This window comes from Streptomyces sp. NBRC 110028, assembly GCF_001417735.1.
Classification (GTDB): Bacteria; Actinomycetota; Actinomycetes; order Streptomycetales; family Streptomycetaceae; genus Streptomyces.
On sequence record NZ_BBUZ01000032.1, the window covers coordinates 142,379 to 155,913 of the forward strand.

Genomic DNA, 13,535 nt, shown 5'->3' on the forward strand with positions numbered 1-13,535 from the left:
TGGCGGGGTGAGGATCGTTCCCATGACCGACGAGAAGGACGAACGGCGCCCGGCGGGCGAGCTGGAAGCCGCCGTCATGGCCGCCCTGTGGGCCGCTGACGCGCCGCTCACCCCCGGCCGCGTGCAGCTCGAACTCGGCGTCGGCCTGGCGCGTACGACGGTGACGACGATCCTGTCCCGCCTGCACGACAAGGGCGTGGTCGGCCGCGAGCGGCAGGGCCGCGGCTACGCGTACTTCCCCGTCCAGGACGCCCCCGGGCTCACCGCCCGGCGCATGCACGGGGAACTGGCGCGGGACACCGACCGGGAGACGGTCCTGGCCCGGTTCGTCGCCCAGCTCAGCGCCGACGACGAGCAGGTGCTGCGCCGGCTGCTGGAAGCGGAGGAGCGGTGAGCGCCCTGCTGCTGGTCCCCCTGCTGCTGCCCTTCGCGGCACCGCCGTCGGCCCGGCACACCCTCGCCCGCCTGGACCCGGTCACCGCGCTGTGGGTGCTGACCGCCTCCGCCCTGCTGCTGGCCGGCGCGTGCGTGGCCGCCCTGGGCGCCCTGGTGCTGACCGGACTGCTCACGTTCCCCCCGTTCGCGGCGCTCGGCGAGCTGGTCCACCCCCTGCGCACCCCCTCCGGCCTGCTCGTCCTGCCCGCGGCCGCGCTGGCCACCGGCGCGCTCACCGTCTGCGTCTGGACCCTCGGACGTTCGGCCCTCCGTCAGGCCCGCACCTTCCGCACCGCCCGTAGCCAGGCCGAAAGCCGCCCCGCCGCGGGGGACCTGTGCGTCATCGACTCGCCCCACCCGGACGCGTACGCGCTGCCCGGCCGCCCGCAGCGCATCGTCGTCACCACCGCCATGCTGCGCAGCCTCGACCCGGCCGAGCGCGAGGCGCTCTTCGCCCATGAGCGCGCCCACAACCGGGCCGGCCACCACTACTTCCTCGCCGCCGCCGAACTCGCCGCCCACTGCCACCCCGCCCTGCGCGGGCTGCGCGCCGACATCCGGCTCGCCGCCGAACGCGCCGCCGACGAGGCCGCCGCCGGGGCCGTCGGCGACCGGCACCTCACGGCCAGGGCCATCGCCCGGGCCGCGCTGGCCGGTCATGCCTCGCCTTCCGCCCGCCCGGACTTCGCGGCCGCGGCGGCCGCCGGCCCGGTCCCGCGGCGCGTCGCCGCGCTCCTGGCGCCCGGGGGGCGACCGGCCCCGGTCAGGCGCGGCGCCGCCCTGCTCCTGGCCGTCTGCGCGCTCCTGTCGGCAGGCGCCGCGACGACCGATGTGCTCGCCTTCCATCACGACGTCGAAGTCGCCCAAGGGGAGGAGAGCCGCTGACAGCCGCTGACCAGCCGGCCGCGGATTCCCTCGCACAGCTCGTTCACTTGGAAGGCGGCCGCACGATGCGTCCGAGCGCAGCCTCCTCTCTTCTGCCGGTCAACACCACGCTGGCCGTGCTGCTCGTCCTGCTCCTCCTGGCCGCGACCGGAGCCGTCGCCCTCTTCCGCCTGTCGCCGGACGCGCGCACGCACCGGGCCCGGCAGGTCCTGCTGGCCGGGGTGCGTGCCGCGCTCCAGCTGGCCGTCGTCTCCACGATCATCGCGTGGGTGGTGCGCTCGCCCCTCGCGACGGTGGCCTTCCTGGTCGTGATGCTGGGCGTGGCGGTGCGGACCGCCGGGCGGCGCCTGACCACGGACGGATCGTGGTGGGTGACGCTGTGGCCCATCGGCTTGAGCGTGCTGCCGGTCGTGAGCGTGCTGCTGCTGAGCGGCCTGGTACCGCCGAAGGGCATCGTGCTGATTCCGGTGACCGGGATCTTCATCGGCGGGGCGCTGACCGCGACCGTGCTGTCGGGCCGGCGGGCGCTGGACGAACTCAACCTGCGGTACGGCGAGTTCGAGGCAGGGCTGGCCGTGGGGATGTCGGACCGGGACGCCCGCATGGAGATCGCGCGCCCGGCCGCGTCGGACGCCCTGCTGCCAGGTCTCGACCAGACGCGCACCGTTGGCCTGGTGACGCTCCCGGGCGCCTTCGTCGGCATGCTGCTGGGCGGCGCCAGTCCCGTCGCCGCGGGAGCGGTCCAACTGTTCGTCCTCGTCGCCCTGATGGCGATCCAGGCGGTGGCCGTCGCCTGCACCGTTGAACTCATCGCCCGTGGCCACCTGCACCGCCCCAAGGACCATCGCAGGTGAGGGCGCCGCATATTCCGATGGCACCCCGGCTCGTGGTCTTCGTACACTGACCGGCATGGCATGCCGCATCAGTGAGCTGGTCATCGACTGCGCCGATCCCGACCGGCTCGCCGCGTTCTGGAGCGAGGTCCTGGGCTACGTCGAACTCGGCCGGGAGGACGACGGAAGCATCGAGATCGGCCCGCCCGTCGGCTTCGGCGGCCCGCAGCCCACCCTCGTCCTCAGCCCCAGCGGCGACCCGCGGCCCGGCAAGCTCCGGCTGCACATCGACGTCAACGCCACCGACCGCGACCAGGACGCCGAGCTGGAGCGGCTGCTCGCTCTCGGCGCCAGGCCCGCCGACGTCGGCCAGACCGGCACCGAGAACTGGCACGTCCTGGCCGACCCGGAAGGCAACGAATTCTGCCTCCTGCACGCCCGGATCCAGCCCCTGGGGGATCCGCGCCGGATCTGAGTACGTCCTGAGTATCCGAGCGGATACGGAGCCGGTCAGGCCCCCCGATCCTTGTCCGCATGAGTGAGACACCGGTCAAACAGCAGAGCACGGCCGCGTTCCACGGCCAGGCGATCGCCTCCTTCGCCGTCGCGATGGCGGCCACCGCCATCGGCATCTTCCAGCTGAACGCCGACGCCTGGGTGCGCGGCTTCCTGGCCATCGCGGTCCTCTACCTGGTGACGTCCGCCTTCACCCTCGCCAAGGTGATCCGGGACCGGCAGGAGGCCGGGCAGATCGTCAGCCGGGTCGACCAGGCGCGTGTGGAGAAGCTGCTCGCCGAGCACGATCCCTTCGAAAAGCTGTGAAGCTGTGAAGCTGTAAACCCGTTCCCAGCCCCCCACTCCTGGGGATCCCGCTGGTCAGGTCCATGGCCGGTTGAGGGAACCACACCGGACTTTTCTTCCGCCACACCTCTTGACGTGCCCCACGGCACGGTTGTGCAATCGATGCCGTCATCGATTGCACAGGAGTGTGTCTCATGAATCCCATGGATCTGCGCGGTCTCGTCCCCGCCCCGGTCACCGCGTTCACGGCCGACGGCGAGGTCGACCACACGGCCAATGCCGGCCTGGCCCGCTGGCTGGTGTCCGTCGAGGGGGTCAAGGGGCTGGTCTGCCTCGGGCACGCCGGTGAGGGCACGTACCTCACCGCGGAGGAGCAGGTGGCACTCATCGGCACGCTCGTCGAGGCGGTGGACGGCCGGGTCCCGATCATCGCGGGCATCACCGGTGAGGGCACGAAGACCGCGGCGCTGGAGGCCCGCCGGGCGGCCGACGCCGGCGCTGTCGGCGCCCTGGTCTACCCCTCGCACGGCTGGCTGCGCTTCGGGTTCCAGCCCGGCGCGCCGCAGGAGCGCTACCGGGCCATCCACGAGGAGTCCGGCCTGCAGTGCATCCTCTTCCAGTACCCGGACGCCACCAAGGCCACCTACGACCTTCAGACGCAGCTGGACATCGCGGCCCAGCCCGGCGTCGTCGCGACCAAGAACGGCGTGCGCAACATGCGCCGCTGGGACACCGAGATCCCGGTGCTGCGCGAGCGGTTCCCGGATCTGCAGATCCTGACCTGCCACGACGAATACCTGCTGCACACCATGTTCGACGTGGACGGCGCCCTGGTGGGCTACGGCGGTCTGGCGCCCGAGCCGCTGGTGGAGTTCATCGCCGCCGGTAAGGCGAAGGACTACCCCACGGCGCGGGAGATCCACGACCGGCTGCTGCCGGTGACCAAGGCGGTCTACCACCGCGGCTCACACATGGAGGGCACCGTCGCGCTCAAGCTCGGCCTGGTCGCCCGCGGCGTCCTCGAGGACGCCACCGTCCGCCAGCCGCTGCGGCCGCTGTCCGATGGTGCCGCCGCGGAGATCGAGCTCGCCCTCAAGCAGGCGGGGCTCGTCTGAGCGGCGCCCGCCGAGAAGCACGACATGAGGACCCGGCAGTCTCTCCCGCCTGCCGGGTCAGGCAGGATCGGCAGCGCAGTCCGCCCATCCCGCGTCCCGCCCGCCGCCGCGTGTTCCCCTCCGGACCGGCCGGCACCACCTCCCACCGCAATGGCGAGGAACGAACGACATGACCACCACTTCGGTTGCCGATGAGGCAACGGCGAGGGCTTCCCACGCCGCCCTCGTCGCCCGCCTCGAGCGGCTTCCCGTCACCCGCCGGCTGATGCTGATCCGCGTGATCGTCGGCAGCGCCACCTTCTTCGACGCCTACACCGTCCTGGCCATCGCGTTCGCGATGCCGCAACTGGTGGACGCATGGCACCTGGGATCCGCCCAGGTCGGCCTCATCCTGTCCGCCGGCTACGTGGGCCAGCTCGTCGGAGCGCTGGTCTTCGGAGCGCTGGCGGAGAAGGTCGGCCGCCTGCCCACGCTGCTCATCACCCTCGTGCTCTTCGCCTCCATGGACATCGCCTGCCTGTTCGCGTGGAGCGGCACGTCCATGATGGTGTTCCGCTTTGTGCAGGGCATCGGCACCGGCGGTGAGGTGCCGGTGGCCAGCGCCTACATCAACGAGTTCATCGGCGCCCGCAAGCGGGGCCGCTTCTTCCTCCTGTACGAGGTCATCTTCCCGGCCGGTCTGATGTTCGCCGGCATCGCCGGATACTTCCTGGTGCCGATGTTCGGCTGGAAGGCCCTGTTCGTCGTCGGCATCGTCCCGTCGGTGCTGGCCATCCCGCTGCGCCGGCTGATGCCCGAATCCCCGCGCTGGCTCGCCTCCAAGGGCCGCTTCGAGGAGGCCGAGGCGGTGGTGGCGAAGCTGGAGAAGGACGCGGCCGGGCAGGGTCTGCCGCTGCCCGAGCCGAGGGTCCGTCCGCTCGCCGCCACGGCCACGGCCCGGTCCGGCTGGCGGGAGCTGTTCACCGGCGTCTACCGCAAGCGGACCCTGATGATCTGGGTCCTGTGGATCTGCGTCTACATGGTCAACAACGGCCTGGTGACCTGGCTGCCCACCCTCTACAAGCAGGTGTTCCACCTTCCGCTGGAAACCAGCCTCGCCTACGGATGGATCACCTCCGGCGCCGGCGTCGTCGCCTCGGTCATCTGCGCCCTGCTGATCGACAAGGTCGGCCGCAAGCGCTGGTACTCCGCCGCGTTCCTGGCCGCCACCATTCCGCTCCTGCTCCTCACGGCGCTGGGCGCCACGACGGCCACCCAGGTCGTGATCCTCGCCCCGATCGCCTACGCGATCCTGCAGACGATCTCCTTCTCGCTCTACCTCTACTCCGCCGAGCTCTACCCCACCCGGCTCCGCGCGATCGGCACCGGCTTCGGCAGCGCCTGGCTCAGGGCGGGCTCGTCCCTCGGCCCGGTCATGGTGGGCTGGATCGTCGCCGACCTGGGCGTTCGCTACGTCTTCAGCGCCTTCGCCGCCGTGGCACTCATCGGTGGCCTGGTCACGACGGTCTTCGCGGTCGAGACCAGGGGCAGGGTCCTGGAGGAACTCTCACCCTGACCACCGCTCGTCCCGTCCGCCGGCGCCCCTGCTCCCGCGGGCGGGACGAGACGGATGTGCAATCGATTCCCTTATCTGTTGCGCGAACGGTAGGCTTCTTTTGCCGAAGCGGGCCGACGGAAGGGGACACGGGACCATGAACGGGCCGGACAACGGTGGATCGACGACTCCGGCAGGGGAAAGCAAGCCGCCGACCATCGCCGACGTGGCCCGGGCCGCCGGAGTCAGTCCATCGACGGTCTCACGCGCCCTCAACCGTGAGCACCGCTTCTACCGCAGCCCGTCCGCCGCACGGATCCGCGAGGTCGCCGCCGAGATCGGTTACGCGCCCAACCCCGTGGCGGCCAACCTGCGCCGCCGGCAGACCAACACCATCGGTGTGCTGGTGCCCCGCCTCACCGACACCGTGATGGCGATGCTCTACGAGGAGATCGCCTCCGCCGGCCTCAACCGCGGCTACCACACGCTCGTCGCCACCACCCACGACGACCCCGGCCGCGAACGGGAGAACGGCGAGGTCCTCCTCCAGCGCCGCGTCGACGGCCTGGTGCTCACCACCGCCCGCACCGACGGCGGCTTCTGCCAGGACCTCGCCCACAAGGGCATCCCGTATGTGCTGGCCCTGCGGACGTACGGGGACAGCGCGGCCGCGGTGGGCGACGACCGCCTCGGCGGCTACCTCGCCACCCGCCACCTCATCGACCTCGGCCACCAGCGCATCGCCCTGATCGCCGGACCGGGCTACGCCTCCAGCGCCCTCGGGCGGCGCGCCGGGTACGAGGACGCCCTGCGCGAGGCGGGCCTCCCGCTCGAGGAGGAGCTGATCCTGCCCTCCACGTTCAGCATGGAGAGCGGCGAGGACGCGGGCCGGCGGCTGCTCGGCCTCGCCCCCCGGCCCACCGCGGTGTTCGCGGTCAACGACAACACGGCCATCGGCGTGCTCGCCGCCGTCCAGCGCGCGGGCCTGCGCGTGCCCGAGGACCTGTCCGTCGTCGGGTACAACGACATCCCCCTGGCCTCCCGGCTCGCACTGCCGCTGACCACCGTCCGCGTCCCCTTCGGCACCATCGCCGCCGCGGCCGTCGACCAGCTCATCGACCGCATCGCCGGTACCCCCGCCGGCACCCGCACCTTCGCCCCCACGCTCATCCCGCGCCGCACCACGGTCCGCGCGCGGGCTACTCCCGTGTGAGCGGTGTGACGGCGATCTGGTCGATGACCGGGGCGTACGGGGACCGCTGGCCGTGCTGGTTGTAGGTGTCGCCGTTGAAGTCCGGCAGTTCCTCCGCGGTGAAGGTGATCCGGTTCGTGCCCTTCTTCAGGGTGACGGGGACGGTCAGTTCCCGGAAGTCGTTGAAGTGGAAGGTGGTCGGGAAGAGCACTCGGCGGGCCGCCCCGCCGTTCACCGAGACGTCGGCGTGGCGCGCGATCGGGTCGGGGTTGTAGTGGGTGGCGGGCGCCTGTTCGCCGTTGGAGTAGCGGATGGTCATCGCGTGCCGTCCGGACCGCCCGGCGACGACGTCGAGTGAGAGCGCGTTGGCCTTGCCGTCGCCGACATCGGTGACCGCCTTTCCACCGGTGGCGAAGGTATGGGTGTCGGTCACCTTCGCGGCGCCCGTCAGCGTGCCGTCCTCCGCCTGGTACACCGCGGTCGCCGGGGCGCCGCGGGCCGGCGTGACCCGCAGCCGGTCGAGGAGCAGTTCGCGCGAGGCACCGGTGAGGGTGATCTTGTTGATGCCACCGGAGAGGAAGACCCGGACATGGTCCGTGCCCTTCTCGGACCCGCCGACCGTGGGCACCTCCAGCTTCTCGCCGCCCAGCGACAGCGCCGCCCGGCCGCCGCCGAGGTGGTCGACGGATACGGTCGACTCGCCGTCGGCGCGGGAGTAGACCCAGAAGCTCGCGGAAGCACCCCTGCTCAGCGGCACCGTGCCGGGACCCGAGGCGCCGGGCCGGGTGTAGTCCGGCCTCGCTCCCTCCAGGGCCGCGTACTCGGCCTCGTAGACCGCGGGCGCGGTCACCTTCCGGTCGCGCAGGGACAGGTCCAACTTGTCGATGATGACGTCGCCCTTGGTGACGCCCAGTCGCGGGTCCTCGGCGGCGAGAGTGATCCGGTGTTTCCCGGCGGTGAGCCTCACCGTGGTGTCGGTGTGGCCCCAGACCACCCACTTGTAGCCGAGCGGCATCCGCAGCTCCCGCGGATCCTTGCCGTCGACGCGCAGGAAGACATTGGTCGGACCCTGCTCCTTCACCCGTTCGTGGAGGTTGTGGGAGTTGGCGAACACGCTCAGGTCGTACGTGCCGTCCCGCGGGACCTCCACGTCGAAGGCGAGCACGCCGTCGGATCCGGTGCGCAGGCCTCCCACGTCGTAGGCGCCGGAGGTCGCGAACCCGCCGACGTTCGAGGGCGTGCCCTCGGGGCCGTTCCTGGAGTAGCCGCCGCCGGTGTACGTGGCGTTCTCGGCCTCGTACGTCGTGCGCCAGCTCACCGAGGGTTCGGCCGGTACTCCGCCGTTGCCGCCGGGGGAGAGGATGACCTGGTACGCCGACATCTCGTTCATCCCGCTCATCGGCAGGGTCACGTTACCGTCCGCGCCGACCGTGATTTCCTGGTCCGCCAGCCGGATCGGCTGGGCCGAGTCGCCGACCTGACCGCTCCAGGGGATCTCCTGCACGGTGGCCCGCACGGTCGTGCCGAACAGCTCGGGATCGACGTTCTCGAACACGACGTCGGCGTCACCGCTCTTGCCGCCGAAGAGCGCCCGGGACTGCTTCTTGGCGGAGTCGAGCGTGGCGACCCCCTGGAGGGTGTACTGCTGGTTGGCGTGGGGAGCCGTCACCTTCACGGTGTGACCGGACATCTGGCCGTAGGCGTTGAACAGCCACCATTGCCCGTTGCCCCTGTTGGCCTCGACGGCGGAGTCGTTGAGGTTGCCGTCGATGTTCCAGTACGCCAGGTCGGCGTCGATCTTGGACTCCTCGATGGCGGACACCCACTGGACGACCTGGCCGGGCACCGAGAGGTGGTAGTTGTGGCCGTACTCGTTGACGTTGATCGGCAGCGGGCCGATCCCGGCCTCCCTCTCCATCTGCCGGTACGCGGCCACGCTCGTGCGGACCGCGGCGGGCGAGGACAGCTCGTGCCAGGTCATCACGTCCGGGACCACGTCGTTGGCCTTGGCGTACCGCAGGAAGCCCTTGACCTGGTCGTAGAGCACGCTGGTGTTCGGACCGGCGATGCGGGCCCGCGGGTCGAGGCCCTTGATGAGGCGGTAGACCTTCTTCCAGGCCGCGAAGTAGTACTGCGGGTCATCCAGCCAGGAGACCTTGTTGTAGCTCCACTCGCCCGAGCCGAACATGTTGCCCTCGGGCTCGTTGAAGGGCACGTAGACGACGTGGTCCTGGTAACCGCCCATGGTCAGGACCTGTTCGACCTGCTTCTTGATCTTCGCCTCGAAGTCGGCGAGCCGCGCGGGGCCGTCCGCCCCCGGCCACTGGTAGGGGAAGCCGCGGTAGATGTCGGTCATGTAGATGTAGACGTCCTTGCCGCCGGAGTCCACGAACGGCGGAAGGATCTCCAGCGCGTCCGCCCCCGGATGCTGGGGGCCGTCCTGCGCCTTCGTCGAGACCGTACGGACGTGCATCCCCTCGACGACGTTACGGCTCGGCACGCCATCGCCGTAGATCCCGTACAGCGAGCCGGAGGCACCGCCGTGGAAGGCGCCGGTGTCCGTGGCGAGGTCGATCGTGAGGCGCTCCGGCTCCGCCGCGCGGGCGGTGCCCGCGGTGGGTACGGCGAGCAGGGCGGCGAGGGCGGTCATGGCCGCGGCGCCGGCGGTTGCTCTGCTTCTGCTGTGTCTGCGTCGCATGGAGGTCTCCGTCGGGTGATCCATCTCATCCACGATGCGAACCGGTTCGACGGAAGCTAGCACCGCCTGAAAACAGCCAGCAATACCTCCGGCGCGGATCGAAGTGCGGGTTCTCGAAGTGTGCGCGGGGATTGACGGCGACGGACAGCCGGTCCTAACGTCCCTTTATGCGAACCGATTCGACAACCGGTCCGCTTCCGGACCGGGTCGGCGAAGGGGCGCCGTGAACATCGGGGAGATCGCCAAGCGGGCCGGTGTCTCGCGCAGCACCGTCTCCTACGCCCTGAGCGGCAAGCGCTCGGTGTCGGACGAAACCCGGCAAAAGATCCAGCGGGTCATCGACGAACTGGGATACCGCCCCAACGCGAGTGCGCGCGCCCTGGCCAACGGCCGGACCAGCACGATCGGCCTGGTCTTCCCTCCGGCCGGCAATCACTACACCGGCATGCAACTGGACTTCATCGGCAGCGTGGTGGAGGCCGCCGCTGCCTACGACTACGACGTCCTGCTCTCGCCGAGCGGCGTGGACAGCGACCGTTCGTTCCAGCGGCTGCTGGCCGAGCGGCGGGTCGACGGCGTGATCCTGATGGAGATCAGGCTCCGGGACGACCGGATCGACCACCTCGCAGCCGAGGACTTCCCCGCCATCTGCATCGGCCGCACCGCGCACCCGGACGGCCACTGGTGGGTCGGCCTGGACCACACCGCGCTGGCGGCGGCCTGTGTGCGTCACCTCGCCGACCTGGGCCACCGCAGGATCGCCCTGGTGAACCGGCCCGAACACCTGCTGCGCGCGGGGTACGAGTCCGCGCACCGCGGGCTGGACGGCTTCACCCAGGCCGCCGCCGAGCGCGGCCTCGGTGTGCGGACGTACTGCTGCGGCGACGACGCTCCCTCCGGGCAGGCGTGCCTGGAGCGGATCCTGCGCGACGATCCGGCCACCACCGCGCTGGTCACGCTCAACGAGGCCGCGCTGGGCGGCCTTTACCGTGGCCTGGCCGTGGCGGGCCGCCATGTGCCGCGCGATTTCTCCGTCACCGGGGTGGTGGCCAGTCGGTGGGCGGAGACGATGACCCCGCAGCTCACCGCGGCGGACGTGCCGGCGGAGCGGATGGGGCGCCTCGCCGTCGAACTGCTTGTCGAGCGGTTCGGCCGGCCCGGCGCGGCTCCTCGCCACCACCTGCTGGCGCCGCCGGTCTCCCTGCGGGCCAGCACCGGGCCCGCCCGGCACGAGACGAGTCGCGACGCATGACCGAAGCGCGGCCCGGCCCGGCCTTCTCCGTACACGACATCCCGTTCAGCACCTACGGATCCTGGTTCGGCATCTCCCCGGTGCTGGCGGAGAAGACCCGCGCCGACGACCTTCACCTGGTGTCCCACCAGAACGGCATGCACGCCGTCCTGCGCCTCGTCCCCCTCGATCCGACGGCCCGCGAGCGGATCGCGACCCGGGTCACGGCGACACCCGGCCTCCTCAGCTGGACGACTCCCGAGGGCGGGGCGATCGGCCTCGCCTACGCGTCACCGGACACCGTACGCCTGCGCGGAGACGGGCCGGGGCTGCGCGTCACCGCGGCGGCACAGCGGCTGACCCCGTTCACGGGTTCCTACTTCTACCGTGACCCGGTGGACGGGGCGTATGTCTTCACCTCGTACGAGACCGGCCGCCGCTACCGGGTCACCGTCCTGGCGGGCGACGTACGCGGTGTCACCGGCGACCAGGCCCTGAGCACCGCCGATCGCGGCCTCGCGATCTGCGCGCGTCCCGGCGAAACCTGGGAGGCCGCCATCGAAGAGCTGGACACCGCACGCGGCCCCTGCACCGCCGGGGCGACGTTCGGCGAGGTGGTGGCCGCGGCGGAACACAGCTTCGCGGCATTCGCCGACGCGGTGGCGCCCTGGCGCTCCTCCCGCACCCCGGCCGCCGAACTCGCCGCGTACGTCCTGTGGTCGGCGACGGTCGCCCCGGCGGGTTTCGTCACGCGACCCGCCGTGCTGATGTCCAAGCACTGGATGGACAAGGTCTGGAGCTGGGACCACTGCTTCAACGCCCTCGCCCTGGCACCCGGAGCGCCCGCGCTGGCCTGGGACCAGTTCTCGCTGCCCTTCGACCACCAGGACGAGAGCGGGGCCCTGCCCGACTCGGTGACCCACTCGGAGGTCCTGCGCAACTTCGTCAAACCACCCATCCACGGCTGGGCCCTGGGCCACCTGCGCAGACGTCTCCCCGAACCCCCGGACCGCGCCGGACTCGCCGCGATCTACGCCAGGTTGCGGCGCTGGACGAACTTCTGGCTCACCGCGCGCCGCACGCCCGGCACCGCACTGCCCCACTACCAGCACGGCAACGACAGCGGCTGGGACAACGCCACCACCTTCGACCGCGAACGCGTCGTCGTCACCGCCGACCTCGCCGCGTTCCTCGTCCTGCAACTGCGTGAACTCGCGGCCCTGGCCACCGAACTCGGCCACCCCGACGACGCGCGGAAGTGGACACGCACCGCGCGGGAGACCCAGGCGGCCATGCTCGGCGAACTCTGGACGGGGGAGCGGTTCCTTGCCCGGGGCGCCGGGAGCGGCGAGACCTGGAGCGGCTCCAGCCTGCTCGACCTGATGCCGATCGTGCTGGGCGAGCACCTGCCCGCCGACATCGCCACCGCCCTGGCCACCCGGATCGAGGCGCATCTGACCCCCCACGGGCTGGCCACCGAGCATCCCACCTCGCCCCACTACCGCCCGGACGGCTACTGGCGCGGCCCGATCTGGGCGCCCGCCACCATCCTCGTCGAGGACGGACTGCGGCGCGGTGGCCACCACCGGCTCGCGGACGAGATCAGCGCCCGCTTCCGGGCCCTGTGCGAAAGCCACGGCTTCGCCGAGAATTTCGACGCCCTCACAGGCAGCGGGCTGCGCGACCGCGCCTACACCTGGACGGCCGCCGGCTACCTCCTCCTCGCCGAAGCCCACGCGTCCCGGCACGCCACCGAGGGCGCCGACGCTCCACCCGGGGGGCGCCCCGCGACCGGGTCGAGCCCCTGACCCGCTGACGTACCGGCCGTCGCGCTGTCCCGCAGGAAGCCCGCGAAGGACTGGGCAGCGGGGGTGAGGATGTGGTCGCTCATGCGGACGAGGAGGATGCGGCGCACGGGCGCGGGGGGTTGCAGGGGCAGGACGCCGACGCCGCCCCGGATGCCTTCCAGCGCGAGGGTGGGCGCGAGGGCGACACCGATGCCCGCGGCGACCATGGCCTGGGCCTCCTGGTAGTCGTGGGCCTCATAGGCGATCCGCGGTTCGAAACCGGCCGTGTGACAACTGCGGGCGAGAGCTTCGGCCACCGGGTGGTGGTCGGCGCGGGTGATCCAGGGATCGTCCGCGAAGTCCGCGAGGGCGGCCATCGGACGGTCGGCGAGGGGATGGTCCTTGCTGACGAGGAGGGCCGGGGGGTCGTCGGCGAGCGGGGTGACGACGATGTCCTCGCGGTCGATGCGGTTCCAGTCGTAGTCCCACATCAGGGACATCTCGATCTCCCGGTTCTCCAGCATCGCCCACAGACCCGCGATGCGGGCGCTGCGCACCGTCAGAGTGACATCCGGGTGCGCTTCCCGGAAGGCGATCACGGCCCGGGGGAGGAGGGAAGCGCCCACGGTGGGGAAGGTGCCGATGCGGAGGGTGCCTGCACGCAGTCCCGCGAAGTCGGCGAGCTCGTTCTCCGCGGCCGTCAGCTCCCGCTCGATCCGCTGCCCGCGTATCGCCAGGGCGCGTCCCGCGTCGGTGAGCGTGACACCCCGCGCATGGCGCTGCAGCAAGGGCTGCCCGGCCTCCGCCTCCAGGCGGCTGACCTGCTGGGACACCGCTGACGGCGTGTAGTTGAGAGCCCGCGCGGTCGCGGTGACCGAGCCCCGGCGGGCGACCTCGGTGAAGAGCAGGATGCGCCGGACATCAAGCATCGTCCACCTCCAGGATTAACTTCAACTTAATAGCCATGCAGATTTCCGTGATTGTACTTCACGCTCTCCGCGCCCACTGTGGATCACACCCCACA

12 protein-coding genes are annotated in these 13,535 nt (G+C 71.4%); 10 read left to right on the forward strand and 2 right to left on the reverse strand.

Features of this window, described 5'->3' with window-relative positions; genetic code table 11:
- Positions 1 to 22: 22 nt before the first annotated feature.
- The 8 genes from ASC60_RS24910 (at position 23) to ASC60_RS24945 (ending at position 6,816) form a co-directional block, all read left to right on the forward strand.
- The gene (locus ASC60_RS24910) at positions 23 to 394 is read left to right on the forward strand and encodes a BlaI/MecI/CopY family transcriptional regulator (protein ID WP_055554634.1); all 372 of its coding nucleotides are present in this window, start codon (positions 23 to 25) and stop codon (positions 392 to 394) included.
- The gene (locus ASC60_RS24915) at positions 391 to 1,320 is read left to right on the forward strand and encodes a M48 family metalloprotease (protein WP_055554635.1); all 930 of its coding nucleotides are present in this window, start codon (positions 391 to 393) and stop codon (positions 1,318 to 1,320) included. Before ASC60_RS24910 ends, ASC60_RS24915 begins: the two co-directional genes overlap by 4 nt.
- Positions 1,321 to 1,385: 65 nt before the next feature.
- Entirely contained in the window at positions 1,386 to 2,174 is a 789-nt protein-coding gene (locus ASC60_RS24920; protein ID WP_055554637.1) for an ABC transporter permease, read from the forward strand.
- A gap of 55 nt (positions 2,175 to 2,229) precedes the next feature.
- A complete protein-coding gene (locus ASC60_RS24925) occupies positions 2,230 to 2,628 on the forward strand; it encodes a VOC family protein (protein WP_055554639.1) in 399 nt (132 codons plus the stop codon).
- 59 nt (positions 2,629 to 2,687) lie between these two features.
- Complete coding sequence (locus ASC60_RS24930; protein ID WP_055554640.1) at positions 2,688 to 2,975, forward strand: YiaA/YiaB family inner membrane protein; 288 nt, start codon at positions 2,688 to 2,690, stop codon at positions 2,973 to 2,975.
- Positions 2,976 to 3,148: 173 nt separating this feature from the next.
- On the forward strand, positions 3,149 to 4,069 hold the full coding sequence (locus ASC60_RS24935; RefSeq protein WP_055554642.1) for a dihydrodipicolinate synthase family protein: 921 nt from the start codon (positions 3,149 to 3,151) through the stop codon (positions 4,067 to 4,069).
- A 169-nt stretch (positions 4,070 to 4,238) separates the two neighbouring features.
- Complete coding sequence (locus ASC60_RS24940; protein ID WP_055554644.1) at positions 4,239 to 5,624, forward strand: MFS transporter; 1,386 nt, start codon at positions 4,239 to 4,241, stop codon at positions 5,622 to 5,624.
- A 136-nt stretch (positions 5,625 to 5,760) separates the two neighbouring features.
- Positions 5,761 to 6,816, forward strand: coding sequence for a LacI family DNA-binding transcriptional regulator (locus tag ASC60_RS24945; protein ID WP_055554646.1), 1,056 nt, complete (start codon positions 5,761 to 5,763; stop codon positions 6,814 to 6,816).
- On the opposite strand, the gene ASC60_RS24950 is transcribed toward ASC60_RS24945, so the two are convergent.
- Positions 6,803 to 9,445, reverse strand: coding sequence for a CBM35 domain-containing protein (locus ASC60_RS24950; RefSeq protein WP_055554648.1), 2,643 nt, complete (start codon positions 9,443 to 9,445; stop codon positions 6,803 to 6,805). The genes ASC60_RS24945 and ASC60_RS24950 overlap by 14 nt on opposite strands.
- A gap of 271 nt (positions 9,446 to 9,716) precedes the next feature.
- Between ASC60_RS24950 and ASC60_RS24955 the strand changes: the two genes are divergently transcribed.
- Both ASC60_RS24955 and ASC60_RS24960 read left to right on the forward strand, forming a co-directional pair.
- Positions 9,717 to 10,745 (forward strand): LacI family DNA-binding transcriptional regulator, encoded by a 1,029-nt coding sequence (locus tag ASC60_RS24955; RefSeq protein ID WP_055554650.1) that lies wholly within the window; start codon positions 9,717 to 9,719, stop codon positions 10,743 to 10,745.
- Positions 10,742 to 12,532, forward strand: coding sequence for an amylo-alpha-1,6-glucosidase (locus tag ASC60_RS24960; protein WP_055554652.1), 1,791 nt, complete (start codon positions 10,742 to 10,744; stop codon positions 12,530 to 12,532). The genes ASC60_RS24955 and ASC60_RS24960 overlap by 4 nt, the downstream gene beginning before the upstream one ends.
- Here ASC60_RS24960 and ASC60_RS24965 read toward each other — a convergent pair.
- Entirely contained in the window at positions 12,436 to 13,440 is a 1,005-nt protein-coding gene (locus tag ASC60_RS24965; protein WP_234357110.1) for a LysR family transcriptional regulator, read from the reverse strand. The two genes, ASC60_RS24960 and ASC60_RS24965, sit on opposite strands and share 97 nt — an antisense overlap.
- Between the last annotated feature and the right edge of the window lie 95 nt (positions 13,441 to 13,535).

Bases quoted from the DNA above. Each gene is read 5' to 3' on its own strand.
- ASC60_RS24910 (WP_055554634.1), top strand. From the start codon at position 23: ATGACCGACGAGAAGGACGAACGGCGCCCGGCGGGCGAGCTGGAAGCC.
- ASC60_RS24920 (WP_055554637.1), top strand. From the start codon at position 1,386: ATGCGTCCGAGCGCAGCCTCCTCTCTTCTGCCGGTCAACACCACGCTG.
- ASC60_RS24925 (WP_055554639.1), top strand. From the start codon at position 2,230: ATGGCATGCCGCATCAGTGAGCTGGTCATCGACTGCGCCGATCCCGAC.
- ASC60_RS24930 (WP_055554640.1), top strand. From the start codon at position 2,688: ATGAGTGAGACACCGGTCAAACAGCAGAGCACGGCCGCGTTCCACGGC.
- ASC60_RS24935 (WP_055554642.1), top strand. From the start codon at position 3,149: ATGAATCCCATGGATCTGCGCGGTCTCGTCCCCGCCCCGGTCACCGCG.
- ASC60_RS24940 (WP_055554644.1), top strand. From the start codon at position 4,239: ATGACCACCACTTCGGTTGCCGATGAGGCAACGGCGAGGGCTTCCCAC.
- ASC60_RS24945 (WP_055554646.1), top strand. From the start codon at position 5,761: ATGAACGGGCCGGACAACGGTGGATCGACGACTCCGGCAGGGGAAAGC.
- ASC60_RS24950 (WP_055554648.1), bottom strand. From the start codon at position 9,445: ATGACCGCCCTCGCCGCCCTGCTCGCCGTACCCACCGCGGGCACCGCC.
- ASC60_RS24960 (WP_055554652.1), top strand. From the start codon at position 10,742: ATGACCGAAGCGCGGCCCGGCCCGGCCTTCTCCGTACACGACATCCCG.
- ASC60_RS24965 (WP_234357110.1), bottom strand. From the start codon at position 13,440: ATGCTTGATGTCCGGCGCATCCTGCTCTTCACCGAGGTCGCCCGCCGG.